At 65.6% G+C, this 25,539-nt stretch carries 20 protein-coding genes; 10 read left to right on the top strand and 10 right to left on the bottom strand.

All coding sequences use genetic code 11. From position 1 onward, the window contains the following. Positions 1 to 94: 94 nt before the first annotated feature. The 3 genes from GD606_RS16955 to GD606_RS16945 all read right to left on the bottom strand — a co-directional run bounded on the left by GD606_RS16955 (position 95) and on the right by GD606_RS16945 (position 4,422). Positions 95 to 1,498: a hypothetical protein gene (locus tag GD606_RS16955; protein WP_163301503.1), complete on the bottom strand. Its 1,404-nt coding sequence runs from the start codon at positions 1,496 to 1,498 to the stop codon at positions 95 to 97. A gap of 502 nt (positions 1,499 to 2,000) precedes the next feature. Continuing rightward, positions 2,001 to 3,098 (bottom strand): AbrB family transcriptional regulator, encoded by a 1,098-nt coding sequence (locus GD606_RS16950; RefSeq protein WP_163301504.1) that lies wholly within the window; start codon positions 3,096 to 3,098, stop codon positions 2,001 to 2,003. Positions 3,099 to 3,210: 112 nt separating this feature from the next. Continuing rightward, positions 3,211 to 4,422 (bottom strand): SGNH/GDSL hydrolase family protein, encoded by a 1,212-nt coding sequence (locus tag GD606_RS16945; protein ID WP_176629332.1) that lies wholly within the window; start codon positions 4,420 to 4,422, stop codon positions 3,211 to 3,213. A 250-nt stretch (positions 4,423 to 4,672) separates the two neighbouring features. Between GD606_RS16945 and GD606_RS16940 the strand changes: the two genes are divergently transcribed. The 4 genes from GD606_RS16940 (at position 4,673) to GD606_RS16925 (ending at position 10,964) form a co-directional block, all read left to right on the top strand. Next, positions 4,673 to 6,121, top strand: a complete 1,449-nt coding sequence (locus GD606_RS16940; protein WP_163303847.1) for an MBOAT family O-acyltransferase — start codon at positions 4,673 to 4,675, stop codon at positions 6,119 to 6,121. Between the two features lie 340 nt (positions 6,122 to 6,461). After that, on the top strand, positions 6,462 to 8,906 hold the full coding sequence (locus tag GD606_RS16935) for a DUF459 domain-containing protein (protein ID WP_163303846.1): 2,445 nt from the start codon (positions 6,462 to 6,464) through the stop codon (positions 8,904 to 8,906). A gap of 59 nt (positions 8,907 to 8,965) precedes the next feature. Further along, on the top strand, positions 8,966 to 9,868 hold the full coding sequence (locus GD606_RS16930; protein ID WP_309550355.1) for a 50S ribosomal protein L11 methyltransferase: 903 nt from the start codon (positions 8,966 to 8,968) through the stop codon (positions 9,866 to 9,868). Between the two features lie 142 nt (positions 9,869 to 10,010). Continuing rightward, complete coding sequence (locus tag GD606_RS16925; protein WP_163303845.1) at positions 10,011 to 10,964, top strand: UDP-glucuronic acid decarboxylase family protein; 954 nt, start codon at positions 10,011 to 10,013, stop codon at positions 10,962 to 10,964. Positions 10,965 to 11,366: 402 nt separating this feature from the next. Here GD606_RS16925 and GD606_RS16920 read toward each other — a convergent pair whose 3' ends face one another. Beyond that, complete coding sequence (locus GD606_RS16920) at positions 11,367 to 12,422, bottom strand: sigma 54-interacting transcriptional regulator (protein ID WP_309550354.1); 1,056 nt, start codon at positions 12,420 to 12,422, stop codon at positions 11,367 to 11,369. A gap of 149 nt (positions 12,423 to 12,571) precedes the next feature. Here GD606_RS16920 and GD606_RS16915 point away from each other — a divergent pair, with 149 nt between their 5' ends. The 3 genes from GD606_RS16915 to pspC all read left to right on the top strand — a co-directional run bounded on the left by GD606_RS16915 (position 12,572) and on the right by pspC (position 14,009). Next, entirely contained in the window at positions 12,572 to 13,273 is a 702-nt protein-coding gene (locus GD606_RS16915; RefSeq protein ID WP_163304039.1) for a PspA/IM30 family protein, read from the top strand. Between the two features lie 104 nt (positions 13,274 to 13,377). Further along, on the top strand, positions 13,378 to 13,626 hold the full coding sequence (locus GD606_RS16910) for a hypothetical protein (RefSeq protein WP_163304040.1): 249 nt from the start codon (positions 13,378 to 13,380) through the stop codon (positions 13,624 to 13,626). Next, positions 13,623 to 14,009, top strand: a complete 387-nt coding sequence (gene pspC / locus GD606_RS16905) for an envelope stress response membrane protein PspC (protein WP_163304041.1) — start codon at positions 13,623 to 13,625, stop codon at positions 14,007 to 14,009. The genes GD606_RS16910 and pspC overlap by 4 nt, the downstream gene beginning before the upstream one ends. 349 nt (positions 14,010 to 14,358) lie before the next feature. On the opposite strand, the gene GD606_RS16900 is transcribed toward pspC, so the two are convergent. The 4 genes from GD606_RS16900 to GD606_RS16885 all read right to left on the bottom strand — a co-directional run bounded on the left by GD606_RS16900 (position 14,359) and on the right by GD606_RS16885 (position 19,776). Next, entirely contained in the window at positions 14,359 to 15,351 is a 993-nt protein-coding gene (locus GD606_RS16900) for a hypothetical protein (RefSeq protein ID WP_163303450.1), read from the bottom strand. Positions 15,352 to 15,514: 163 nt separating this feature from the next. Further along, the gene (locus GD606_RS16895) at positions 15,515 to 16,189 is read right to left on the bottom strand and encodes an SOS response-associated peptidase (RefSeq protein ID WP_163303449.1); all 675 of its coding nucleotides are present in this window, start codon (positions 16,187 to 16,189) and stop codon (positions 15,515 to 15,517) included. Between the two features lie 102 nt (positions 16,190 to 16,291). Further along, a complete protein-coding gene (locus tag GD606_RS16890; protein WP_163303448.1) occupies positions 16,292 to 19,303 on the bottom strand; it encodes a proline dehydrogenase family protein in 3,012 nt (1,003 codons plus the stop codon). Between the two features lie 14 nt (positions 19,304 to 19,317). Further along, positions 19,318 to 19,776: an Lrp/AsnC family transcriptional regulator gene (locus GD606_RS16885; RefSeq protein WP_163303447.1), complete on the bottom strand. Its 459-nt coding sequence runs from the start codon at positions 19,774 to 19,776 to the stop codon at positions 19,318 to 19,320. A 190-nt stretch (positions 19,777 to 19,966) separates the two neighbouring features. On the opposite strand from GD606_RS16885, the gene GD606_RS16880 reads away from it, so the two are divergent. Continuing rightward, positions 19,967 to 20,206 carry a FitA-like ribbon-helix-helix domain-containing protein gene (locus GD606_RS16880; RefSeq protein ID WP_163303446.1) on the top strand — a complete coding sequence of 80 codons (240 nt, stop codon included), beginning with the start codon at positions 19,967 to 19,969 and terminating at the stop codon, positions 20,204 to 20,206. After that, on the top strand, positions 20,203 to 20,616 hold the full coding sequence (locus GD606_RS16875) for a type II toxin-antitoxin system VapC family toxin (protein WP_163303445.1): 414 nt from the start codon (positions 20,203 to 20,205) through the stop codon (positions 20,614 to 20,616). Before GD606_RS16880 ends, GD606_RS16875 begins: the two co-directional genes overlap by 4 nt. 30 nt (positions 20,617 to 20,646) lie before the next feature. Here the strand turns inward: GD606_RS16875 and GD606_RS16870 are convergent, their stop codons facing one another. Continuing rightward, positions 20,647 to 21,381 carry a DUF4145 domain-containing protein gene (locus GD606_RS16870; protein WP_163303444.1) on the bottom strand — a complete coding sequence of 245 codons (735 nt, stop codon included), beginning with the start codon at positions 21,379 to 21,381 and terminating at the stop codon, positions 20,647 to 20,649. 62 nt (positions 21,382 to 21,443) lie between these two features. Continuing rightward, positions 21,444 to 23,582, bottom strand: a complete 2,139-nt coding sequence (locus tag GD606_RS16865; protein ID WP_163303443.1) for a SpoIIE family protein phosphatase — start codon at positions 23,580 to 23,582, stop codon at positions 21,444 to 21,446. A gap of 292 nt (positions 23,583 to 23,874) precedes the next feature. Here GD606_RS16865 and GD606_RS16860 point away from each other — a divergent pair, with 292 nt between their 5' ends. Continuing rightward, a complete protein-coding gene (locus GD606_RS16860) occupies positions 23,875 to 25,431 on the top strand; it encodes a serine-rich family protein (protein ID WP_163303442.1) in 1,557 nt (518 codons plus the stop codon). Positions 25,432 to 25,539 lie beyond the last annotated feature (108 nt).

Genomic DNA, 25,539 nt, shown 5'->3' with positions numbered 1-25,539 from the left:
TGGCGCCCACAAAAACAATTATTTTTTTAATAAAAACAATAAGTTCAAAGTATTGCTGATCGCTAACCCATAACGGAAAGTACCGAAGGCGACTCTAGATATCCTCTCGGGGTTCCTGAGCGCAGGCCCGCAAAAGGGTGCGCCCAAGCTCCAGATCTTCGGGCAGATAGGCCGGGTCCGTAGCCACGGCCACCACCCGGCCGAGCACCCCGCCCCGTTCCACCTGGCAGTCGCTGGCCGGATGCTCCAGGATGATCATGCCGTGGTCGGCCCCGCGCGACAGGATGCGCCGAAAAAGCGCCCGCACATCGGCATGGGCGGCGGGTGCGGCGTCGATCCGCAGGGTCCGGTCGGCGCGGATCGTGCAGGTTCTCCAGAAAAGGCCTTCCAGGGCCCGGGCCAATTCCCGGGCGTTTTCCGGCAAGCGCCCCTCGAACACGGCCCCCAGCTCCAGGTCGGCCAGGGTGGGCGCTCCGGCGGGCAGGGCGCTTTCCAGGGTGCAGCACATCTCCAGGGCCGCCCCGTGCTTTCGGGCGTTGACTTCCACGAAATGGACCGTGCCTTCCCGGTCCACGATGAAATCACAACCGAATACGCCGCGATATCCGCTGCCTCCCAACACCTGTCCGGCCGTGCGGGTGTGTTCACGCAACTCCCGCAGGACGTGGGCAGGCAGAACCGACGGATACGACGCCCCCCATCCTCCGTTGGCCTCTTTCCGGCGATCCGCCACGGCCGCGATGAACACGTCGTCCTCTCCGGCCGTGATGCCGAGGACCGTGGGCGCGTGGACGGCCGGGACATGGCGGAACAGGAACGCCTCGCCGCCTCCCCCAAGGCGCGCGGCGGCATCCCGGGGGTCCGTGACCACAAACGTCGCGTCTGCCTCGCGGAAGCCCTCGGTCAGCACGCCCACCCCGTCGCCCCAGACCGGCAGCAGCCCGGCCACGACCTGGGCGATCTCCTCATCGGCCCGGCACTGGCGGTGGTCCAGAACGGGAACCAGGTCGCGCAGCATGCGCGACTGGAAGAGGCGGTTGTTCCACATGGCCGCCGTCTCCCCGTCCGGGCCGATGAATTGTACGCCCGGCAGGCGGCAAAGCGTCAGTTCCGGAACGGATTCCGCCACATGCACGTAGACCTCGCCCTGGCGGCGCACCAGGGAACGGATAAGGCCCAAAATGGTTTCCGAGGCGGAAACCGCTGCGGCGAATTCGCGGGGGGGGATGGGACAGCGGGACATGACCCCGGTTTTGGCGAAACGGCGCTTGGCCCTGGGGTTCAAAACAATGGTGTTGCGGTGCAGGCTGCACCCTGACACATCGGGGATGATCCGGACGTAATCCATGCGTTGTCCGGTCCTGCGCTCCAGGGCCTCACGCATGAACTGGTTCAGGGAATCGTACCTGGCCTCGCCCACATACAGGAAATATCGGACCTGCGGGTCCAGGACCAGATCATAGGGAAAAAGTCCGTCGTCTTCGTCTGCGTTGCCCATATCGTCCGCCTGCGTCTGTTGCATCCGCTTTTTCCTAATTATTCAGTCTCGCCCCGCTTGGCATCCTTGTCAAGAACTGCGGCGGCTGCGGGACATTGTCGGCAACCTGCCGGAAACCGGATGCGGAAGCCGCTCCGCCCGATCCTTTCATACTGTCATTTCGTTTTTCCAAAACGGGGATATGGGCCGGGTCCGGAAAACGATCCGCCGGACAAAGGCCGACCGAATCCCGGAGTATGGACGCATTTCCATTGGATGCGTAAAAGGGCTTATGCTTAATACCCTCAAGACCCAGTTGCGCATCCCGGTCGGCACCCGCTTCCTGACCATGATCCAGGGCCACGTCCGGGATCTGGCGACCATAGGTTTCGGGCGGCCTTGGCCTGAAGCTCATCCACCATGCCGCCGACGAGGTCCACTGGATCAATCGCGGCCGACAGGGCAAGGGGCTGTGTCTGGCCAAGTGGCTGCCCGGCGCGGCTGAGAGACCCCCCTCATGCCGTCAGCGGCCCGTCCGGTTTCCGGCCGTTTCCTTTATTCCCCTTCGCCGCGCGTCGAAGCGGCAGAGCAGCCGCGCCACCTGGGGGCCGATGAGCACCACCGCGAAGAGGCGCAGGGTCTGCTGGGCCATGACGAAGGGGACATCGCAGCCGCTGCCCGCGGCGATGACCACCACCGAATCGAGGCCTCCCGGGCTGGTGGCCAGGTAGGCGCTCAAGGGGTCCACACCGAGCCAGGCGGTCAACATCCAGGCCGCGATGCCGCACAGGGCGATGAGCAGGAAGGTGGCCAGAACCAACTGGGGAATGGCCCGCAGAGCGTGGCGCACCGTGCAGCGCGTGAAGCGCATGCCGATGTACCAGCCCAGGCAGGCATACGTGGCCCACAACAGCCAGGCAGGCAGGGTGATGCGCAAAAGACCGCTGGCGTTGAGCGCGGCGGCGAGAAGCATGGGCAGCAGCATGGTCCCGGCCGGTACGCGCAACCGGCGGGCCAGGAGCATGCCGCAGGCGATGACGAGCAAGGTCAGGGCCAGGGGGAGCACCGGCGCATCCAGGCCCAGGGACAGGGCGCGGTCGGCGGGAGGCGCAACCGCATGGCCAAGCAGAAGGCGTGAGACACCCGAGGCGGTCAGCACCACCACGAACATCCGCAGGTACTGCATGAAGGCCACCATGCGCATGTCCGCGCCGTAGGACTCGGCCATGATCGACATGGCCGCGGCACCCCCGGGCGAGGCCCCCCAGGCGGCCGTGGAGCCGGGCACGACGCCCCGGAGGATGAGCACCAGCCCCACGACCGCCCCGGAAATGATGATGTGGACGATGGTCACGAGCATCGGCAGCCACTGCTGGCCCAGGGCGGCCAGGGTGGCGGGGGTGACGGTCACGGCCACCAGACAGCCGACCACGGCCTGGGCGGCGGCGAAGGCCCTATGGGGCACCTCCAGGGGGACGCCGCCCAGGGAAAAGGCCATGGCGGCGATCATGGGACCGAGCAGTACGGCGGCCGGAAAGGCGGCCCAGGCCAAAAGCCCGGCCAAAAGGCCGGAAACCAGGACAAGCGCGGCCCACAGCCAGGCACGTCGGAACAGGGACATAGACGCTCCAAATCCCGGGCAGCCCCAGGGACTCCTTCGGGGAGACCGGCGCGGCGCATCCTACGTGCGGCCGCCCCGGATAGGCAAGCATGGGCCGGGGCATGGGCGGGCGTCACGGATTCTGGGAGAGCATGACCCGGGCCGGTTCGGCCAGGGCGGCCAGACAGGCGTCGGCCAGGCGCGCGGCCCCGGCCGGGGCCAGATGCACGCCGTCGGGGGCGCGCAGGCGGGTTCCAGGGTTGAGAAATTCCGCATACCGCCCCCCGGGACCGGCCAGCACCGGCCAGACGTCGACGAACCGGCATCCGGGCAGACGGCGCATCTCCTCGGCCAACGCGGCATTGACCACGGGCATGTCCCGGAAAAGCCCGGGATCGGCCATGACCGGCGCGCCGAGCCAGACGATCCGCACGTCCGGATTGGCCGCCCGGGCGATATCCACCAGCCGGGCGGCCCGGCGGCGATATTCGACGCTCCAGGCCGCCGTGCCGAAGGCCGCTGTCTTGCCCGAGGGCAGGGGCAGGGATTTGTTGTCGTTGGCCCCGATCATGACCACCACCGTGTCCGGGCGGTTGGTTTGCACCATCTCGGCCAGGTGTTTCTCCCAGTCGAAAAACCCGGGGCGGGCCAGCCCGCTGGAGACCTTGCCCAGCCGGGCAAAGGCCAGTTCGGGCGTTTTGGCCAGCCGCCGCTCCAGGACATCGGCCAGGGAGATGGACAGGGAGTCGCCCACGACCAGAAGGCGCGACCCGGTCAGGGCCCGGCCTGCCGCCTTGGCGGGATCGCCCGGGGAGGGGGGAGGCGTGGCCACGCGGGGGGCGGTCTGGACGGCGACCTCCCGGGGCGCGGCGGGTGCGGGCGACCGGAGCGATACGGCGGGCGGGGCGGCGGCCACGGGAGGGGAAACTGGCGGGGCCGGGACCGTCCCGCGCGGATCGACAGCCGGAGTCGGTTCATTGACGGCATAGACCCGCACCGGCCGAGGGGCCTGGGTCCGGCCGGGGAGCCGTCCCTCGCGGCGCACGGCCAGGGGATGGTCCAGGGGATGATGCGCGTTTTTGTCCACGGCCAGACGCACCGCGTTGGCCTTTACCGGCTGTCGCAGGACATGGGTGACGCCGCCCGGAGCCGTCGCCGGGGGCTGGGCCAGGCTTGGCGGGAAGGGAAAATCGACAACCGGCGTGGTCGGCGAGGCTGTCGCCGAGGCCTGGGCCGGGGGCCGCATGGATAAAAGCTCCCGGGGAAAGGCCGCAAGGGCGAAACCGGCGCACAGCGTCAGGAGAAGCCGCAGAACGGCCGAGGTATGGCGGCGTGGTGCATTCATGGCGTTCCCGAAGCCCCGCAACCGGTCAAACCCGTCGGTCGCGAGGCGTTTGGGGACACGAATGCAAAGGCCGGGCCGATGAAAAAATCAAAAAAATAGACAATAAATACAAAGCATTAAGTATTTCAAACCCAGGCCGCCGGACCAAAGCGCCGGAAGTTTGGCGCTGGTTGCGGTTGTCATTTTCGCGGCCCCGTTTTACCATCCCTTTGTGCAATAAATTGCGTCAAAGGATGGCATCACAGCCCGCATGAATCCCACGAGCCTCGAATTCGCGCTATTTTTCCTGATCGTATTTCCGCTGAACTGGCTGTTGCGGTCCCATGATCTTGGCTACCGGCTGTTTCTGCTGGCGGCGTCCTATGTGTTTTATGCCTCCTTCAATCTGAAGTTCTTCCTGATCCTTTTCATCTTCAGCTTTCTGACCTGGTTTTTCGCCATCATCTTCCGCGAGTCCGGCGAACGCTGGTTCCGAAAATTCTGCCTCATTCTCTATTTAAGCATCTCCCTGGGCATCCTGATCTTTTTCAAATACTACGAGATGCTCTATCTCTCTTTGGACCATCTCCTGGGATGGGTGAACGTGGCCAATCCGGTGCCGTTTATGGACGTGTTTTTGCCCATCGGCATCTCTTTTTTCACCTTCCAGGGCCTGTCCTACGCCATTGATGTCTATCGCGACGACAAGAACGTGGTCAAAAATCCCCTGGACGTCTTCATCTTCATCGCCTTTTTCCCGACCATCCTCTCCGGCCCCATCCTGCGGGCCAAGGACTTCATGCCCCAACTGCGCCGGACCACGGCGAACCAGGTGGACATGGGCTCGGGTTTTTATCTGCTGCTGCGCGGCCTGTTCAAAAAACTGGTCATCTCCAGCTACCTTTCCGAGCACATCGTGCGCCAGGTCTTCGCCGCCCCCGAGGGATTCAGCTCCCTGGCCGTGCTGGTCGGCGTGGTGTCCTATTCCATACAGATCTATTGCGACTTCTCCGGATATACCGACCTGGCCCGGGGCATCGGGCGGCTTCTGGGCTTTTCCCTGCCCAACAACTTCAACCTGCCTTATGCCGCCTGCAATCTGCGCGACTTCTGGCGTCGCTGGCACATCACCTTCTCCACCTGGCTGCGCGACTACCTGTACATTCCCCTGGGCGGCAACCGCAAAGGCCAGTTCCGCAAATACGCCAACCTGGTCGTGACCATGGCCCTGGGGGGCCTGTGGCACGGCGCGGCGTACAACTTCCTGGTGTGGGGGTTCATCCACGGCTTCGGGCTGGTGGCCGTCCATCTGTTCATCGACCGCAAATCCCGCAGGCGCGGCGACGCGCCGGTTCCCGAGGCGGGATTTGGTCCCTTCGCCTCCCGGTTCCTCGGCCGTGTGGCCACCTTTTCCTACGTGACCCTGGCCTGGGTGTTTTTCGGGGCCGAGGACGCGGGCAAGGCCATGGACATCCTGGCCCGGGTGGCCGCCTTCGATCCCCATGGCGCATCCGGCGGCCATCTTCCGCTGGTTCCGGTGGTCCTGGCGGTCCTGGTGCTGGCCGCCCAGATCTGGCGCTTCGACGCCCGGGGGCTTTACGACCGCATGATCCGGCCCCTGCCCGCGCCGATCCAGGGCGTGGCCCTGGGCCTTGCGGCCACGGCCATCCTCAAGCTCGGCCCCGACGGGGTGTTGCCCTTCATCTATTTTTCCTTTTGACGAAACAGTGGTCCGGTTCTTGCTGATCACGGCCTTGGACGCCCCGGGCATTTTTTCCGTTCCCTCCCCTTGCAAAAAAAGCCCTTTTTTTGCTAAGCTACGGGTTCAGAATGGATGTTTGGCCCCATTGCATCCGGGCCATAGTATAACATGTTTAGATAGTTATACTTTTTATCGGGCGGTGAACCGGCCGACCAGGCCTTCGTCGTCCGTCGTGTCGTCCGTTTCGTGAAACTGCGGCAGCAGGAAAAAGCCATGGCGCAAGGATCACATGGATCTGGCGCGCCCTGCCGCATTATCAGTGCGCGTGAACATCGCGCCCGCATCGTCGAGGTGACGCATGCATCGAAAAGGACCGAATCTGCTCGTCCTGGCCCTCATGGTGGCCATGGCCCTGCCCCCTCTGCCCGGACGCCTTCTGGCCTCGGTTTCGGCCGAGCCCGAAGCCTCTTCCGTGACCAGGACCGCCCCGGCCCACACCGTGGCCGTGATCGGCGATTCCCTGTCCATCGGCCTTGGCAAGGAGATGGAGCGCGTGTTCGCCGCGCGGCAGGACGTGGGTTTCACCCGCCTGGGCAAGGTCTCCAGCGGTCTGGCCAAGCCGGAATTTTTCGACTGGGAAAAAACCGCGGCAAAACTGGCCTCGGACCTTGAGCCCGACGTGGTTGTGATCATGATCGGGGCCAACGACAATAAGAACATCCTCACCGAGGATGGCCGCACCATCTACTTCACCGACCCCGCCTGGGACGCGGCCTATGCCGCCCGGGCCGCGCTTTTGGCCGACGCCTGCCGGGCCCACGCCCCCCAGGCCAAACTCTTCTGGGTCGGCGCGCCAGTCATGGCCGACGCCGCGCTGAGCCGCGACCTCAAGCGCATCAACGCCGCCCTGGCCGCCATGTGCGCTGGCAAAAAAGGCTGCACCTTCATCGACACCTGGAGCGTCCTGGCCGACGGCGAGGGACGTTTCGCGCCCCTGGCCGCCGCCGCCACGGGCGAGATGACCGCCATCCGTCTGGACGACGGGGTGCATGTCACCCCGGTCGGCTCCCGCCTCCTGGCCTCGCGCTGCCTGGAGACCATCCTGCCCGCCATGGGGCTGGACGCCTCGGTGATCGGGACGGTTTTCGCCGACGCCACGCATCTGCGTCCGGTGGCCGCCCGCGAGGTGGCCTCGGCCAAGCCCGACGCCTCCGTCACGGCCGCCATCCCGGCCGGAAAAACCCCGGTCGACGCCCCCGGACGCCACACCGTGCGTTCCGGCGAAACCCTGTGGCGCGTCGCCAAAAATGCCGGAACCACCGTGGCCGCCCTGGTCGCCTCCAATCCGGGCCTGCACCCCGACCGTCTGGCCGCCGGGCAGGTGTTGACCCTTCCGCCGTCCGCCGCCGCGTCCCAGATGGAAACCATCACCGTAGAGGTTGCGGCCGCGGCGCCCGTCGCCGTCCCGACCGAGCAACCGGCCGTCTCGGCCGCCGCCCCGGACGCCGCCCCGGACGCCGTCCCGGCCCAGGCCGCCCTGGCCCAGGCCGCGGATGTCCCTGCCGCCGCGCCCCGCGCGGACGATCAGACGGAGCAGGCCGCCCCGGCGAGCCCCCTGGGGACCTATGCGGTCCTGCCCGGCGACTCCATCTGGACCGTGTCCAAAAAGCTTGGCGTGAGCGCCCGCGAACTGGTACGGGCCAACAGCTCCATCGATCCCGACCGGCTGTCCCTGGGACAGCTCTTACACGTTCCGGCCAAGACCCAGGCGGCCGATGCCGCCCCCACGACCAAAACCCCGGCCCCGACGGCCCAGGTCGTCGACGGTCCGTCCCATGTCCTGGCCCAGGGCGACAACTTCTGGAGCGTGGCCAAGCGGCTGGGCGTGCGGGTGTCCGATCTGCGCACGGCCAACCCCGGGCTCGATCCCAAAAAGCTTCAGCCCGGCCAGACCATCGCCGTGCCCGCCTCCCCGGCCCAGACGGAAACGGCCGCCGCCACGCCCGCCACGCGCATTGACGGCGGCTACGCTGTGGCCGACGGCGACAACCTGTGGAGCATCGCCCGCCGCTTCGGCGTCAGCGTCTCGGATCTCAAGAAGGCCAACGCGGGCGTGCGCCCGGATCGGCTACAGCCCGGACAGCGTCTGGCCATCCCCGATCCGGCCGCCCCAAGCCAGGCCCAGAGCGCCCCGACCCCGGGACAGGTCGTCCAGGGCCAGGACGGCGTCACCGCCTATGCCGTGGCCGGGGGCGACACCCCGTGGACCGTGGCCAAGCGTTTCGGCGTGAGCGTGGAGCAGCTTTTGGCCGCCAACGACGGCGTCAACCCCAAACGCCTCCAGATCGGCCAGCTGCTGACCATCCCGTCCGAATCCGCCCCGGGCATGGCCAAGGGGCGTGATCTGCGCCAGGACGCCGACGCCGTGCGCGTGCCCGTGGCCAAGGGCGACAACCTGTGGTCCCTGGCCCGCCGCCACGGCCTGCGCGTGGACGACCTCCTGGCCGTCAACCAGGGCATCGACCCCATGCGTCTGGAGATCGGCAGCGAACTGGCCATTCCCTCCCACGAGGCCGCCAAGGCCGAACGGGAACGCCGCGACGCCTCCATCGAGGTCAGCGTGCGCCAGGAAGGCTCCGTTCGGGCCTACAGCGTGGCCGACGGCGACACCCTGTGGAACCTGTCGCGCCGTTTCGGCGTGAGCGTGACGCGCATCCTTGAGGCCAACGCCAGCGTGAACCCCGACCGGCTGGAGATCGGGCAGCCTCTGAACATCCCGGCCAGCGTGATGGCGGCCCGATAGAAAATCGGCCGCGCGCGCCGTTGTCCCGTTTTTTACCGCGCGTTGCGAGGGAACACGTTGTGAGCGATTTGTTGCGCCTGGAAATCTGCGTCCCCGGAACGGCCCCGGTGGTGGGCGCACTTGTCGAAGAGGCCCTGCCCGACCCTGTGGACCCCGTCCGGGAGGAGCTCACCGCTTGGCTTGCGCCGCGCCTGGCCCAGGGCTGGGAGGAGATGGACACCCCTGAGGGGGCCGTCTTCCGCGTCCATGTGGACGACAACCCGGCCGGCCGCGATCTGGCCGACGCCCTGGCCGCCGCCTGGCCCCATCTGGCCATCCGGCGCGAATCCGTGGCCAGCGAGGACTGGGGCGCGGCTTGGAAGGCCTTTTTCACCCCCATCGCCGTGGGCGAAGTCTTCGAGGTGCTGCCGCCCTGGCTGGTCCATGAGGGCCATGCCGACCGCACCCCCATCATCATCGAACCCAAGATGGCCTTCGGCACCGGCCACCACCCCACCACGGCCCTGTGCCTGGAACTCTTCGGCGAGATGTCCGGAGCGGGCCGCATCGCCCCCGGCATGCGCTTCCTGGACCTGGGCACGGGCTCGGGAATCCTGGGCATCGGCCTGTGCCGCCTGGGGCTTTCCGGGATCGGCCTGGACATCGATCCCCAGGCCGTGTTCTGCGCCGCCGAAAACGCGCTGGCCAACGGCGTGGCCTCGGCCATGCGCACGGCCGTCGGCAGCCTGGACTGCCTGGCCCCGGGGGAGCGCTTCGACGTGGTTGCGGCCAACATCCTGGCCCAGCCGCTGACGGCCATGGCCCCCCATCTCGCGGCGTGCGTGGCCCCGGGCGGCGCGCTCATCCTGTCGGGAATCCTGGCCGAACAGGCCGACGCCGTGGCGGCGGCCTATCGCCGCACCGGCCTGCCGCAACCGGTCATCCGCCTGTCCGGGGAATGGGCGGCCCTGGCCTGGGCCTGACCCTGTTATTTCCTTTTCCCTTTCCCTGAAACCGCTGTAAAAGGGGCGTTACGATTCCCCTGTTTACAAAGCGCAGAATCGGCATTATGTGCGACCCGGGATTTTTCCCCACCACCTTTCAAACACATCTGGATAAACGGCCATGCATCTGAAAAAACGTGTTTTGGTCACCGGCGGCGCGGGCTTTTTGGGCTCCCACCTGTGCAAACGGCTCCTTGCCGACAACTGCGAAGTCGTGTGCCTGGACAATTGTTTCACCGGCTCCAAGCAGAACATCCTGCCGCTTATGAGCAACCCGAATTTCGAGTTCCTGCGGCACGACATCACCTTCCCGTTGTTTATTGAAGTGGATGAGATCTACAACCTGGCCTGCCCGGCCTCGCCCATCCACTACCAGCACGATCCCGTGCAGACCACCAAGACCAGCGTGCATGGCGCCATCAACATGCTTGGCCTGGCCAAACGCCTCAAAGCCAAAATCATGCAGGCCTCGACCTCCGAGGTCTACGGCGATCCGGCCGTGCATCCCCAGCCCGAATCCTATTGGGGCAACGTCAACCCCATTGGGTTCCGTTCCTGCTACGACGAAGGCAAGCGCTGCGCCGAGACGCTTTTCTTCGACTATCGCCGCCAGCACAAACTGCGCATCAAGGTGGCCCGAATTTTCAACACCTACGGCCCCAACATGCACCCCAACGACGGCCGGGTGGTCTCCAACTTCATCATCCAGGCCCTGCAGGGCAAGCCGCTGACGGTGTACGGCAAAGGCCAGCAGACCCGGTCGTTCTGCTATGTGGACGACCTCGTCGAGGGTTTTGTGCGGCTCATGAACAACACCGGTGACGATTTCACCGGGCCCGCCAACTTGGGCAACCCCGGCGAGTTCACCATCCTGGAACTGGCCGAACTGGTGCTCAAGCACACCGGCTCGAAATCCAAGATCGACTTCAAACCCCTGCCCGAAGACGATCCCAAACAGCGTCGTCCGGATATCACCCTGGCCAAGTCGGTCTTCGGCTGGGAACCCACCATCAAACTCGAAGAGGGCCTGGAAAAAACCATCCCCTACTTCAAAAAAATACTCGAATCGGCCTAGGGCCGCCTGACGCTGCGGGGAGGGGGCGTCGCCCCTTGCCGCACAGACACCAAAGCCCCGGTTTCAAAGAAACCGGGGCTTTGTGCCGTCTGCGGCGGCTACACCGCCGGACGGAAAGGCACAAAAATCACTCGCTTACGGCGCGGCAAGCCGCGACCTGCTTGTGATTTTCGCAACCGTCGGCAGGCCGACGGCGGGGAGGTGGCTTCGCCCCCTCCCCACACCCCTTCCCTGCCCGGGGGGAATCATTCCCGGCCCCCCCGGATAGTTTCGTTCAGTCTGCTGCATAGCTCCCCCTCTCACCCCCCCCTTTACGAAAGTTTTTTGGGGAGGGGAGGGGTCCGGGGAGGGGAACCCCTTTTGTTCACAAAAGGGGTTCCCCTCCCCGGTCCTCTTCTCCCTTCATCCCCCCTTCCCGCCTCTCACCCTCCGGTAGACGCCGCGAAAGGCGTGGTAGCTCAGGCCCAGCAGTTCGGCGGCGCGGCGTTGGTTATGGTTGGCTTTGGCCAGGGCGTCATGGACGAGCCGGTTCTCGAGGCTCGCCAGGGCGTCGGGCAGCGAGGCGGGCAGGCTGGGGGGATCGGACGGCAAGGGGGCCGCAGACAGGGATGCCTGGACGGCAGGGGGTGCTGTGAAGGCAGGCGCGGGAAGCGGCGGAAGCGGCGGAAACGGCGAGGCAAAGGGGTCAAAGTCCACCTGCCGGATGCGTTTGCCTGCAGCGCGAAACACAGCCCGCTCCACCACGTTTTTGAGTTCCCGGACGTTGCCGGGCCAGGGATGGGCCTCCAGGGTGGCCATGGCGGCGGAGGTGAACTCGGGGGGCGATTTGTGCCCGAGTTCGGCCTGCATGCGCGCGGCGAAACGGGCGGCAAGCAGGGGGATGTCGCCGTGGCGAGCGCGCAGCGGCGGCAGATGCAGCACTTCAAAGCTTAAGCGATCCAGCAGATCGGGCTTGAAGGTTCCCTGCCGGGCCATGGCCGCCAGATCGGCGTTGGCGGCGGCGATAAGCCGCACATCCACGCGTTTTTGCTCGGAGGAGCCCAAGCGTTCGAACGTGCCGTATTCCACGACCCGCAGAATTTTTTCCTGAACGGACAAGGGGATGGCAGCGGCCTCGTCGAGAAACAGGGTGCCCTGGCGGGCGGCCTCGAAGCGGCCGTGGCGGACCTTGAGCGCGCCGGTGAAGGCCCCGGGCTCATGCCCGAAGAGTTCGGATTCGAGCAGCGAGGCAGGCAGCGCGGCGCAGTTGAGGGTGAGAAGCGGCTTGTCCCAACGCGTGGAGAGGTAGTGCAGACGGATGGCGGCCAGCTCCTTGCCGGTGCCGCGTTCGCCAAGCAGGATGACGGGCCGCGCCACGCCCGCCACGGCGGAAAGGCGTTCCTGAAAGGCCAGAAAGGCGTCGGACTGGCCAATGGCCTCGCTGACGGCCTGCTCCGGCGCCTGATAGCTATTCGCCATTTTCACCATCCTTTTGCGTTTCATGCCATATCTTAGCCAGATAAACCACACAAGTTTTATTCTTAAAACATATTACCGCTTTTTTATTCGATTTTTTATCTGGCATGATCCCTGCTTTTCCGTTGCAAACGCCCCAAGGAGGAACCACCATGGGTATTTTCACCCGCTTCCGCGACATTATCAGCGCCAACATCAGCGCCATGCTCGACAAGGCCGAAGACCCCGAAAAGCTCATCCGGCTCATGATCCAGGAGATGGAGGAGACCCTGGTCGAACTCAAGGCCTCCTGCGCCCGCACCATGGCCCAGGCGGCCACGGCCCGCAGGCAGCGCGACGAGGCCGTCCACCGCGCCGAACTGTGGCGCGGCAAGGCCAAGCTGGCCGTGGACAAGGGCCGCGAGGATCTGGCCCGGGAGGCGCTTCTGGAAAAGCGCCGCCTGGAGGAACGCGCCCTGGCCATGGAAGCCGAGACCGCCGAATTCGAGGGGATGATCGAGGCCTGCAAGGGCGATCTCGAAAAGCTTGAGGAAAAGCTGGCCTCGGCCAAGGAACGCCGCCGAGTCCTGGTGGCCCGGCATCATCGGGCCGCTGGCAAGAAGCGGGCCGGGGACGAGTTGCGGCGTGTACAATCCGCCGACACCCTGCTACGCTTTGAGGAATTCGAGAACCGCATCGAGCGCCTGGAGGCCGAGGCCGATCTGGCTGCCCCCCGGGAGCGCGGCGCCGCGTCCCGGCCCGGCGAACCCATGACCCTGGAAGAAAAGTTCGCCCGCATGGAGGCCGACGAGGACATCGAGCGGGAACTGGCCGCCCTGCGCCCTCCCCGCCCCGAAACCGGCGGCGGAAAGTGACATGAAAACCGCGTTGCGGCTTTGTGCCCTCTTCGCCCTGTTTCTCTTGCAACGGACCTGCGCCCGGCTGCTTCGGGCCTGACGGATATGCGGAGCCAGACACCATGATCAAACTTCTCGTCACCCTGATCGTGGCCGGGGCCATGGTCATCGGCGTGGTCATCCTGGGCGGCGTCCTCGTCCTGGCGGCCCGCCTGTTCAAGTCCGGCGGCAAAAACGCCCAGGACGAGCGCCAGGAGGCCGAAACCGCCCAGGAGCTTTACCGGCAGTTGGAACAGTTGGAGAGCCGCGTGGAGAGCCTGGAAACCATCATCATCTCCGGCAGACGGGATGGCGGAGGTGGCAACCCATGAGACACGTCTCGGAACTCAAATACCACAAGCTCTACCGGGCCCGCGACGGTCGGCTGCTCGGGGTGTGCAAGGGGCTGGCCCGCTACCTGGACGTGCCCGTGACCTGGGTCCGACTGGGCGTCGTCTTTTTGGCCGTGTTCTCCGGCGTCTGGCCGGTGATCGGGGCCTACATCCTGGCCGGATTCCTGCTGCGCCCGGAACCCGTCCTGGCCCCCGGCAGCGACGACGAACGCGACTTCTACTCCCGCTTTGCAGCAAACAAAAAAAGCGGCCGCGAGGAGCTCAAACGCCGCTTCGAACGCCTCAGCCGCCGCATCCGCCGCATGGAGGATGTGGTCACGTCCAAGGAATACGACTGGGAACGCCGTTTCCGCGACCGGTAGCACCGCGACAAGGGGGGAAACCTTTTGAAAAAGGTTTCCCCCCTTGACCCCCCTTCGAAAACTTCATCGCGCTTCGCGTCCGTATGCGAAGAACCAGTTCTTTCCGGCCCAGTGTGTGCGGCGCTGCGCGCCGCACACACTGGGCCGGGTGCATGGCGCGCTTCGCGTCCGCGTGCGGGAGGCATCGAGTTCTCCGGCCATCCCGATTTCCGTTGCCGTTTCCGGAGCAGCTTTGCTGCTCCGGAAACGGCAACGATATCAGGGGGTCCGGGGGAAATGATTTCCCCCGGGCGGGGTTCGGGGCGGCAGCCCCGAGAACAGTGCGGGGCGGCAGCCCCGACGGCAGTGGTTACCAGCGCCTGGGCAGGAAGCGCCGCACCTGCGGCGGGATGAGCCGGGGGAAGTCTTTCCCGAGCCGGGTCAGGGCCGTCAGTCGTCCCTCAATGATGATGGCCCGGGGAAAGACGTTCACGTTGCGGTAGTATTTCGGCACCTGGAACCGGTTTTGCCGCGACAAGACCACCGAGGCGTCTGTCTTGGGCTCCACCGCCACCAAGCCTTCCGGGAAAAAGAGCGTCTCCCGCAGACGGGCGGCCGCGGCCTCGAAAAGCGCCCCATGGATGGCCGAAAAGTGTTCGGACTGCATGCGCTGGTTCATGCCCGGGATGGTTTCGTTGGCCACAAAGGTGATCGGCCCGTCCACCATGTCGATGTAAGCCTGGGCGTCCCGGGCGTCGGCCGCCACCACCCGGCCTACGCCGAGCCGGTCCAGCAGAAGTCCGGTACGTTCGGCCACCAAGGTGTCGTATTCCACCCCCAGCAGGTCGAACCGTCCGGCTCCATGCCGCCTGGCTTGGAGCGACGCCGCCAAGAGCAACACCCCGGTCCCTGTGCCCAGGCCGAGCCCCACGTAGCCGTCGGCGAGGCCGGTCGGCATGGCCGGACGTCCGGCGATAGAGCGGAAGATATGCCCGGTCTTGGGCAGATCGGCCAGCATGCGCAGGGCATATCCGGTGGAGTCGCGCAGGCCCAGATCGGCGGGCGTATCCCGCGTGCCCTCCCACCACATGCCGCAAAACCGCCAGAACAGTTCGGAGATATCCCCAAGCGGCACGGCATGCGCCTCGGAACCGGGATAGATGTAGGCGTGAAAATATTTCACCAGGACGTTGATGATGTCCTCATCCGACAACACCACGCCTGGACGCGACAACCGCTCGACGTCCTCCACCAGCGGCCCGGGACGGAACACGCCGGGCCGGATGACCGGCGCGGTTTGGTCCGGACGCCCCACGGGCGCGGTGCGGAACCGTTGTGATGCTGCCTCTTGAGCTATCGCCATAGCCTCCCCCGTTGGTCAAGACTCCGCCCCCACGGCGGAGTTTTTTGCCCTGCCTCGCCTTTGTTGCAGATGTAGTGCCACAAACGCCACAGCGCCAAAAAAAAACGAAAAACGCGGCCGAAGCCGCGCCCTGATCCCCGTCATGCCCCGCAATGGGCCGCCATCAGCGCATGGTCAGCGGCAGGATGAGTTGCTCTTCATCCGCCGCCGCCCGGTTCACCCCCGGCCCGACCGGATGCCCGGCCCAGATCGACGGCCCGGGGCGTCGAAAAATCGACGCCGCGCGTGCCCCGTCGCGCATGGCCGTGTCGAGCCAGCGCTCATAGTCCTTTGGTTCGATGGCCACCGGCATGCGTTCGTGTACCGGCGACACGGCCTCGTCGGCCTCGGTGGTCAGGACCGCGCAGGATTCCACGATCTCGCCCATCGCGCCTTCATAGCGCTCCCAGAGCCCGGCCAGGGCCGCCAACCGCCCGTCAGTTCGGTAAAAATACCACGGCTGCTTGCCGCCCGGCCGGGCCTGCCATTCGTAGAATCCCGAGGCGGGCAGCAGGCACCGCCTGTAGCGCATGGCCGCTCGAAACGACGGCTTTTCCGCCGCCGTTTCCAACCGCGCGTTCACGAACCCCCGGCCCTTGCTGCCTTCCTTGGACCACGACGGGACCAGGCCCCAGCGAAACAGGCGCATCTCGCGCCGCCCAAAGCCCGCGTCCACCACGGCCTCCACGAGCTGGCCCGGGGCGATGTTGTAGCGCGCCGGGGCCTCGGGAACCGCGTCCAGGCCGAATTCCTCGGCCAGTTTTTTTCTGGGAATGCCCAGGGCGAAGCGTCCGCACATGGAGGGGAGGATAGGGCGAAGCTGACGTGGGGTCCAGGGGGCAATGGCCCCCTGGCGGCGGTGGGGTTCGGGGAGGAGGCGGCACCTCCTCCCCGACTCCCGCTATTCAAACCAGTCGTCGCCCTCTTCGATGGGGGTGAAGCCGCGCCGGATGGTATTTTCCGTCACCACGCGCGGATCCATGAACTGGAGCAGGTAGTCCGGGCCGCCCGCTTTCGACCCCACGCCGGACATCTTCGCGCCGCCGAAGGGCTGCCGCTCCACCAGCGCGCCGGTGATGTTGCGGTTGATGTACAGGTTGCCGACCCGGAAGCGTTTTTTGGCGCTCTCCAGGTTTTTGGGGCTGCGCGAGAACACGCCGCCGGTTAAGGCGAAGCGGGTGGAATTGGCGATATCGATGGCCTCATCGAAGGTCTTGGCCTTCATGACGGCCAGGATGGGTCCAAAGACCTCTTCCTGGGCCAGGCGGTGTTCGGGCTTTATGCCCTCGACGATGACCATGGGGGCGTAGAAGCCCTTGCCCGCGCAAAGCCGCTCCACCAGGATGCGGCCCTCGGCGCGGGCGATGTCGGCGTATGTGGCCACGGTTTTTTGCTGCGAAGCGTCCACCACCGGTCCCATGAAGTTGGCCGGGTCTTCGGACGGGCCGATCTTCACGGACTCGGCGGCTTCTTTGAGGCGCGCGGTGAACTTCTCATAGATGGGTTCCAGGACGATCACACGGGAGCAGGCCGAACATTTCTGGCCCTGGAAGCCGAAGGCGGAATACAGCACGCTGGAGACGGCCTCGTCCAGGTCGGCGTCGTCGTCGATGATGATGGCGTTCTTGCCGCCCATCTCGGCCACCACGCGCTTGCAATAGGCCTGCCCGGGGACGACCCGGGAGGCCTTTTCCATGATGCGCAGGCCCACGTCCATGGAGCCGGTAAACGCGATCATGGTGATGTCCGGGTGTTCGACCAGATGGTCGCCCATGACCGAACCCCGGCCCGGGCAGAAGTTGAAGACGCCGTCCGGCAGCCCGGCCTCGCGGAAAATCCCGCACAGGCCGTAGCCCACGGCCGAGGCCAGTCCCGAGGGCTTAAAAACCACGCAGTTGCCGACGACCACGGCAGCGGCGGACATGCCGCAGGCGATGGCCAGGGGGAAGTTCCAGGGGGCGATGACCGCCACCGGCCCCTTGGGCTCGTAGAAGAGGCGGTTTTGCTCGCCGGGCTGGTTGCCCATGCGCCGAGGCGCGCCCAGGCGGACCATCTCCCGGGCGTAGTATTCCAGGAAGTCGATGGCCTCGGCAACGTCGGCGTAGGCCTGATCCCACTGCTTGCCGACCTCGAGGACTTGCAGGGCGGACAGGGCCACGATGCGCTCCCGGGCGATGGCGGCGGCCTTTATGAGCACGGCGGCCCGGGTCTCGGGCGCGGCATCGCGCCAGCCCGCGAAGGCGGCTTTTGCGGCGGCGACGGCCTGATCGATCTCGGCGGTCCCGGCCTGGCAGACCTGGGCCACGACCTCGTCCGGATCGGCCGGGTTGACCGAGGCCAGCCGGTCGGCGGTGAGGATCTCCTTCCCTCCGATGACCAGGGGGATGGTGCGGCCGAAGTCGGCCCGGACCTCGGCCAGGGCCCTGGGGAAGGCGGCCCGCAGGTCGGCCACGGTGAAGTCGGGCATGGGATGGTTGGCGAAGCGCGTCAGCCCCCCCCTGGACACGGGCGGCGACGACGGCGGGCAGGTCGTGGACGTTTCGCGGGCCAGTGTGGCCAGAGGGTTTTCCAGGAGCAGCTCCTCGGTCTGGCCGTCGGCGAAGCTCTGGCGCAAAAACGATTCGTTGGCCGTGTTTTCCAAAAGCCGCCGCACCAGATAGGCCATGCCCGGCAACAGCTCGCCGTAGGGGCAGTACAGGCGCACCCGCCCGGCCACGGCCAGAAGGCCCTTGCGCACGGGCTCGGCCATGCCGAACAGGGCCTGGAATTCGTAACGGCTGTCTGGGACGCCCAGGGCCGCCGCCGTCTCCATGACGTGGCTGATGCTGCGGATATTGTGCGAGGCGGCCTGGAAGTAGACGATGTCGGCGTGGCGCAGGATCTCCGTGGACAGGCGCTCGTAGGCGGCGTCGGTCTCGGGCTTTTTGGTCCACACCGGAACCTCCCAGCCCATCTGCTTGGCCACCACGGTCTCGAAGTCCCAGTAGGCCCCCTTGACCAGCCGGATGCCGATGGGCAGGCCCTCGGCCCTGGCGAAGGCCACAAGGTCGGCCAGATCGCGCTCGGTGTCCTTCAGGTAGGCCTGGAGCACCACGGACAGGTGCGGATAGTCGCGAAATTCCTTGTCCGTGCGCAGGCGCTTGAAGAGCTCAAGGGTCATGTCCTTGTATTTCAGCGCCTCCATGTCGATGCACAGCGCCCCGCCCATGGCCCGCGTGGCCCGGTAGACCGGGACCAGCCGCGACAGGATGCCCGCGATGGAGCCCTCCATGTCCACGGGCTTGGCCTGGGAAAAAAGCGCCGAGGGCTTGATGGAGACGTTGACCCGGGGGGCGCTTCCCCAGTCCAGATCAGTCTTGCCGCCGCCAAGCGTCGAAAAGGAGGGCTGCTCCTTGGCGATGGCCGCCAGCACCTCGAGATAGCCGTCGCGGTAGGCGTCGGCCTCGGCCTCGCTCATGGTGGCCTCGCCCAGGAGGTCCACGGTGAAGGCGAAACCATCCTTGCGCAGCTTTTTGATGGATTTGACGGCCTCCTTGGCGGTCTGGCCGATGATGAAGCCCTTGGCCATGCCCTCGATGTTGGAGCGGATGGCCTTGCCCATGACCGCGGCGGCCAGCCCGCCGAACATGCCGGATTTTTCCGCGCCCCACTTGAGCACGGCCGGGATGTCCGCCGCGCCATGGCCGGTGAAGTATTCCTCAATGTGGCGCTTAAGCGCGTCGGAGGTGGTGAGGTAGGGCAAAACGTCCACGAACCGGAAGAGCTGGACCTTGAAATCCTCGTTTTTCATGGCCCAGTCCATGACCTTGCCGGTCCAGAAGCCCTTGTTGAAGATGGAGGGGGCCTCACCCCGGATGCTCTGGAAAAACTGCTTTCCCCGGGCCACGATGCGCGATTCGAGAGCCTGATCCATGACGGCGATCCTTTTTATGAATGGTGGTTGAGAGGCAGCGCGGCGGTTTCCTTGACCGTTTCCAACACGATGGTGGTGTTGGTGTCGCGCACGCTTTCGATGCGGCCCATCTCCCGCAAAAGCCCGGCCAGGGCGGCGGTGTCGGCCACCCGGACCTTGACCAGATAGGCGGCGGCCCCGGCGGTGTAGTGGACCTCGAGCACGCCCGGCAGATCGGCCAGAAGCCGCCCGGTGTCCGTGGCCCCCACGGCCTCCTCCACGCGCACGAAGGTGAACGCGGTCAGCGAAAGCCCCACGGCCGGGGGGGACAGATGCGCGGCGTAGCCGGTGATGACGCCCCGGCGTTCGAGCTTGCGCACCCGCTCGAGCACGGCGGACGGGGCCAGGTCCACGGCCCGGGCCAGGTCGGCGTTGGAGGTGCGGGCGTTTTCCTGAAGGATATTCAGAATTTTGAGATCGATTTCGTTGAACATGCGGTTTTCACTCCGATTTGCGGAATGAAATGCGAAACGCAGGGGTTTGTCAAGATGGATGTGGGGCGATATGCGGGGAGTGAGTCGACGGAGGTATGCCGTGCCGCTTCTGGCCGCACGGCGCGGGGAGAGAATTGACATCTCCCAAAATGTTATCATATTGATAGCACGCATGAAGGAGGGAGTCATCATGTCGCAGATACTGGTTCGCGATCTGGACGAGGGCGTGGTCGGCCGTCTCAAGGCCCTGGCCGCCGAACACAACCGCTCGCTCGAGGCCGAGGTGCGGGTCATCCTGAGTCAGGCCAGCACCCGCAAGGTGCTGGATCATCAGGCGGCCGCTGCGAAACTTGAGGATTTCCGCAGGCGCATGGCGGGGCGGGTCTTTCCCGACACGACGGCGCTTCTTCGGGAAGATCGCGACGCATGAGGCCGATCATTCTTGACGCCTCGGTGGCCGCCAAGTGGTTCACGTCCGAACCGGGCGGGGACGCGGCCGCCGCATACATGCGCTCCGGGATCGATCTCTATGCCCCGGACTTTTTTCTGATCGAGATGGACAATCTGCTGGCCAAGTTTGTGCGCCGGGGGGACATGACCCGGTTGGAGGCGGAGGAGGCGCGGGAGACCCTGGCAGGGCAGCCGATCTTGTATTTTGAGACGTCCGAGCTTCGCGACCACGCCTGGGAGATTGCGACCATGACCGGCCGGGCCATGTATGACTGTCTGTATGTGGCGTTGGCCGTGGCCCTGGAGGGGGTGATGGTGACGGCCGATGCCCGGCTGGCGCAGGGGCTCATGGGGACACCATTTGGGGAGTATGTCGAATTAACAGGGTGATCATTTTGATTTGCGTACTACCCCCATACGCTATAGAGGCAGCCCAGAACCATCTTGTACATTTTTCAACAGCCGTTGTTTTTCTGGCAAAACATACACATCTGTCAAAATATGGTTTAATATACTGATAGCAGCTTCAACTTTGACCTTTTCTAACACAGAAAGCTCATGAACTGCATCATTTCCAACAATCCTTAACGTGTGAAGTATATCAATATTTCTTTTCGAAACAAACCCTGCCTCACACATTCCATTTATCTTTCCTTCCAGGTTATTAATTTTTCGATCGACATAAACTCCTTTTCTTTTTCTTTTTACAATTCCGTCCTTCACATTTCTATCCTGGCACACTCCTTCAAGTGTAGCACGAATACCCGCAACGCACAAAACAACCAAACCATGTCGATAACATTCTATCGTTTCTGAATATATTTTTTGTATTTTCCATGGGAGAAATCCTTTTTCAATAACCTGAATATAACCATCCTCTCTATTCGGAAAATACACTATATGTGGATAAGCTCCGTCTTTCCATGGCAATTCCTCTGAATTTGATTCTTCAACCATCACCGTCGTTGTTCCGCACCCATTGCATTTTAATATCTCAACGTTCTCGCTCCAATAAAATATGAAATCATCGTTAATTTGATCATTCCCGTTCGTCACTAAAGAAGACTTAATAATATGCTTCGTATCCTGCTTGCATCTATTGCAAAAAATAACCCTTTCTCCTCCAACGTTCTTGTCTTTAAATTCTTCAATCATTTGTGCCAGCTCCCCGAATCATACTTATCTCTCAGGGCTACATATAATCAAATATACTTATATTACAACACCTTCACCACCACCAGCGTCACGTCATCCTCGGCGGGCAGCCCGCGGCGAAACGCCTCCAGTTCCTCGAGCACCGCACCAACGATCTTTCGGGCCGGAAGGTCCGCATGTTCGCTGATGATCCGGCGCAGGCGCTTTTTCCCGAACATCTCGCCGTTGCGGTTCCGGGCCTCCCAGATGCCGTCCGTGCCCAGCGCCACCACCTGCCCCCCAACCATGCCCTCAAAGACGAATTCCTCGTAAGCCACCTCGCCGATGATCCCCAGCGGCACGCCGCCCTCGGACAACTCCAGAAATCCCCCGGTCCTCGGGTCGTACACCAGGGCCGGATCGTGCCCGGCCCGCACCCAGCGCATGCGCCCGGGCTGCGACCCATCCGGCGACGGCTCCATGGACAGGTAGAAAAGCGTCACGAAACGCCCGGTCTCGGCCGTGTCCTGGGTCAGCAGGCGGTTTAGGTCCTCCACATGGCAGGCCGGGCCGCCGCCCATGGAGGCCCGCATGCGCAAAAGCGCCCGGGCCGTAGTCATAAGCAACGCCGAGGCCACCCCGTGCCCGGACACGTCCCCCACGACAATCGCCACACTGCCCGGTCCGGCCCCGGGCACGGCCAGATAATCGTAATAATCCCCGCCTGTTTCGTCGCAATAGATGCTTTTGCCCGCAATATCGAAGCCAGGCACGGCCGGGTTGTCCCGGGGCAGAAGCCGCAATTGCACCTCTTCGGCCAGGGCCAGGGCCTCGCGCAAAAGCCGGTTTTTTTCCTTGATGATCAGGTTGGCGTCGCGCAGTTCCTTGTTCATGCGGCCTTGCAGACCCGAACCGATGTCGCGCAGATGCTCCAAGCGGGTCACGAGCTGTTCCGAGCGGGCGCATTGCTTTTTGAGGAACCGTATCTCCCTGTCCTTCATGGCCATGGCGTCCTCGGCGCATTCGGGCACGGGAAGTTCCACGGTCGGCTCGGGAAAGGCCGCGCCTTCGCCCTTCCCGTCCCCGAAAAGCACCGTCACCAGCGTGCAGTTGTGGAACCGGGCCGGGTCGCCCGGGATCAGGGGACTGATCTCGCCGTAGGCGTGGAAACCGGCAATGGGCAGTTCGGGAGGAAAATGCCCGCGCATGAGCTCGAACTCCTCCCGGGAACGCTGGCCCAGGATGTAACGCCGTGTGGAGCAGGAAAAGGCCAGGGCCGCGTCGGGGATGAAATCAGCGGGCAGGGCCCGGACCAGTTCCTTCAGGGACCGGTCCACGTCCCCGATGATCCCCTCCCGCGTGGCCTCGGTGATGCGCACCTGCGCCCCCTCGGGCACCACGTCGGAAAATACGATGCCGCCGCCCTCCTCGTCGTAGTCCAGGGGACCGCGAATGGCGAACCGGCCGTCGTCCGCAAACACGGCCAGGGGCATCTCCGTGGCGGGCAGCCCGTGCGGCCCCAGGGTGTCGCGGTAGAAATCCACTGCGGTTTTCCCGTCGATGCGCAGCACGCGGGGGCCGTCCACCGCGTCCACCCGCACCCGGCGGCCCACGGGACGCCAACTGTTGCTCACGGCGAAATAGGCCCGGGCCGGGCCGAACAGGCAAAGCACAGGAACCCCGCCCCGCACCACCTCGCTCCCGAAAAACTGGCGCACGTCGTCGCGGCCCTCGCCAGCGGCGAACCCCCCGAACACCGGGCAGCGAAGCGACGCGGAAAGACCCGCCACAAGCCGCCCCGGGGCCAGCCCCATGGCCTCGGGGAAGGCGAAGGCCAAAGACGCCGCCTCCTCGGGCCAGGCCGCCCGGGCCATGGCCGCCGCCTCGCTGGCCGCGCCTTCCGGGTCGGCCAGGGCGTTTCGGCCGAGCCCCGCCCCGAAACGTACCGTGTCCGACACGAAAAGCATCAGGCAGATGGAATCGAAGCTTGGACCAAGGGCCGTGGAGAACTGCCCGGCCGTGGTGCAGCCGACCAGGGGCATGCCCGGGAAGGACTGGGCCGTCATGTCCAAAAGCTGCGGCAGATCGAAACCCGTGGAGGAAAAAAGCACCCCCGCCCCGGGGACGGCCCCGGCCAGCCGGGCCCGGCACTGCCGGATGACGTTCCCGGCGGCGCATTCGGTCTCCACGCACTGGGCCTGCCCGATAACGGCTCGAAACATATGGCGCTCCCCTGTCGGCCCCCATGTCCCGGGGACCGGCGTCCGATGACGGTCCTGCCTGTGGCATAGCCCAAAGGGGGCTTCGGGAAAAGGGGCACGGGGACGCCTCGCGGGGGAAAGCCGTTGCCCGGTCCCGGGAGAATGTGTACATGCTGGACAGAGCCTTGTAACCGATGCCCTCCGCGCACCGACACAGGACTTCAGAGGTGGAACCTGCCGTGACGTGCCAAGCCGCCTCCTGGCGATTCCGGCTTTCCCCCTGCCGCAAACCCCTTCCCCATGAGGTGGAGCCATGTTCCCCCGTTTTTCACGAACCTATGCCATTCTTTTTGCCGCGCTCATCATCTGCTTTCCCACCGCCCTCCCGGCCGCTGAACCGGGTTCGGCCGGAAACCACGTCACCGAGATGCGCCGCCACGTGGAGGCGGCCTGGGCGGCCGTGGAGGTCGGCGACCCGGCCCGGGCCAGGGCCGAAGGCCTGGCGGCGCAGGCCGCCTGGGCCGCTGTGCGCCCCATGCCGAAAAAGGCCATCCTAAACGCCCATCCGGATATGGACGCCCGCATGGCCGCCCTGCCGGAAGAGGCCGCCAGTCTGGCCGCCGCCAAGGCCGCCACAGGAACCGCCACGACCCCGGTCAGCCCGGGCGCAGGCCCCACGGTGGTGGTGACGCCCGCCCCCGTGACCACGGTGACCGCCGTACCGCCGCCCGTCGCCACGCCGGGCGCGACCGTGGTGGTGACCCCCGCGCCGACCACCACGGTGACCGCCGTGCCGCCCGCCACAACCACCGTCACCACGGTCCCGGCCACAACCGTCCCCCCGCCCGCCGCGACGACCACGTATTACACCGACCCCTCGGGGACCGTGGCCGTGACCGGCCCGGCCGGGACCACAACCGTCGGTCACACCGGCAGCGGCACGACCACCACGGCCGGGGCCACAACCGTGAACACCCACTCCGGCCAGACCACCGTCACCGGCCCCCAGGGACAAAGCGCCACAGCCACCGGGGCCTCGGCCTCGGCCGTGACCACCTCCGGGAACACCACCACGGGCCGCGCCGCCGGGGCGGCCACCGTCCAGACCCCGTCCGGCCAGACCGTCAACGCCGCCGGGACCGCCACGGGTTCCAAGACCGTGTCCGGAAACACCACCAGCACCCAAAGCGCCATGGGCGGCGTAGTCACCAACCCGGCCACCGGACAGTCGGCGGCGGCCGGACGCCAGGGCCAGGGCAGCGTCACCCGAAGCGACTCCGGCCAGGTCACGGATTTTTCCTACACCGGCCAAAGCGCCGTGGCCGGAAGCGGCGGCAATGCCGCCACGGCCCAGACCTACGCCACCGGCAGCAACCTGGGCTCCGGCCAGGGTTCCGTCAGCGCCGGGGCCGACGTGCAGACGAAAAGCGGCGGCGACTATTCCGTAGACGCCACGGCCACCAAGGGCCAGGCCACGGTCACCGGCACCAACAACGCCACCGGGCAGTCCAAGACGGCCACCGTGGGCGATGGGCAGGTGCAGAACATGCCCGCCCAGACCACGGCCAAGACCACGGCGCAGCCGTCCTCCCAGGCTGCCCGCACGGCCCCGGCCCCGAGCACGACCCAGGGAATGTCCCAGTCCCAGGCCGCCCGCACGGCCCCGGGCACGGCCCCGCAGGCCTCCCGCACCATGGCCCAGGCCCCGCAGGGCTATTCCGACAACACGGACGTGTTCGGCAAGACCGGGTTCGGCCAGTCCGCCGCCGCCGGGCAGACCATGCGCAAGCCGCCCGCCACGGAACGCCAGGCCCCGGCGGCCACGGGCCGCGAGGCCGGAGGCCGGGGCGGACGCGGCGGACGCAAGTAGGCGGGATGCTGGGAATGGGCAGGGGGGAGCCCTCCGGGGGCCAAAGGGCTTCTCCCTTTGGAATCCCGTAACAGGGACGCTCCCGCCGTCCTACGGACCACCCAGGAA

Source organism: Desulfolutivibrio sulfodismutans DSM 3696 (assembly GCF_013376455.1).
GTDB lineage: Bacteria > Desulfobacterota > Desulfovibrionia > Desulfovibrionales > Desulfovibrionaceae > Desulfolutivibrio > Desulfolutivibrio sulfodismutans.
The sequence above is the reverse complement of the archived record's forward strand: the minus strand, read 5'-3'. Positions and strand labels throughout refer to the sequence as shown.

Bases quoted from the DNA above. Each gene is read 5' to 3' on its own strand.
- GD606_RS16860 (WP_163303442.1), top strand. From the start codon at position 23,875: ATGTTCCCCCGTTTTTCACGAACCTATGCCATTCTTTTTGCCGCGCTC.
- GD606_RS16910 (WP_163304040.1), top strand. From the start codon at position 13,378: ATGATCAAACTTCTCGTCACCCTGATCGTGGCCGGGGCCATGGTCATC.
- GD606_RS16950 (WP_163301504.1), bottom strand. From the start codon at position 3,098: ATGTCCCTGTTCCGACGTGCCTGGCTGTGGGCCGCGCTTGTCCTGGTT.
- GD606_RS16945 (WP_176629332.1), bottom strand. From the start codon at position 4,422: ATGAATGCACCACGCCGCCATACCTCGGCCGTTCTGCGGCTTCTCCTG.
- GD606_RS16925 (WP_163303845.1), top strand. From the start codon at position 10,011: ATGCATCTGAAAAAACGTGTTTTGGTCACCGGCGGCGCGGGCTTTTTG.
- pspC (WP_163304041.1), top strand. From the start codon at position 13,623: ATGAGACACGTCTCGGAACTCAAATACCACAAGCTCTACCGGGCCCGC.
- GD606_RS16915 (WP_163304039.1), top strand. From the start codon at position 12,572: ATGGGTATTTTCACCCGCTTCCGCGACATTATCAGCGCCAACATCAGC.
- GD606_RS16955 (WP_163301503.1), bottom strand. From the start codon at position 1,498: ATGGGCAACGCAGACGAAGACGACGGACTTTTTCCCTATGATCTGGTC.
- GD606_RS16890 (WP_163303448.1), bottom strand. From the start codon at position 19,303: ATGGATCAGGCTCTCGAATCGCGCATCGTGGCCCGGGGAAAGCAGTTT.
- GD606_RS16880 (WP_163303446.1), top strand. From the start codon at position 19,967: ATGTCGCAGATACTGGTTCGCGATCTGGACGAGGGCGTGGTCGGCCGT.
- GD606_RS16885 (WP_163303447.1), bottom strand. From the start codon at position 19,776: ATGTTCAACGAAATCGATCTCAAAATTCTGAATATCCTTCAGGAAAAC.
- GD606_RS16935 (WP_163303846.1), top strand. From the start codon at position 6,462: ATGCATCGAAAAGGACCGAATCTGCTCGTCCTGGCCCTCATGGTGGCC.
- GD606_RS16870 (WP_163303444.1), bottom strand. From the start codon at position 21,381: ATGATTGAAGAATTTAAAGACAAGAACGTTGGAGGAGAAAGGGTTATT.
- GD606_RS16920 (WP_309550354.1), bottom strand. From the start codon at position 12,422: ATGGCGAATAGCTATCAGGCGCCGGAGCAGGCCGTCAGCGAGGCCATT.
- GD606_RS16865 (WP_163303443.1), bottom strand. From the start codon at position 23,582: ATGTTTCGAGCCGTTATCGGGCAGGCCCAGTGCGTGGAGACCGAATGC.
- GD606_RS16895 (WP_163303449.1), bottom strand. From the start codon at position 16,189: ATGTGCGGACGCTTCGCCCTGGGCATTCCCAGAAAAAAACTGGCCGAG.
- GD606_RS16900 (WP_163303450.1), bottom strand. From the start codon at position 15,351: ATGGCGATAGCTCAAGAGGCAGCATCACAACGGTTCCGCACCGCGCCC.
- GD606_RS16875 (WP_163303445.1), top strand. From the start codon at position 20,203: ATGAGGCCGATCATTCTTGACGCCTCGGTGGCCGCCAAGTGGTTCACG.
- GD606_RS16940 (WP_163303847.1), top strand. From the start codon at position 4,673: ATGAATCCCACGAGCCTCGAATTCGCGCTATTTTTCCTGATCGTATTT.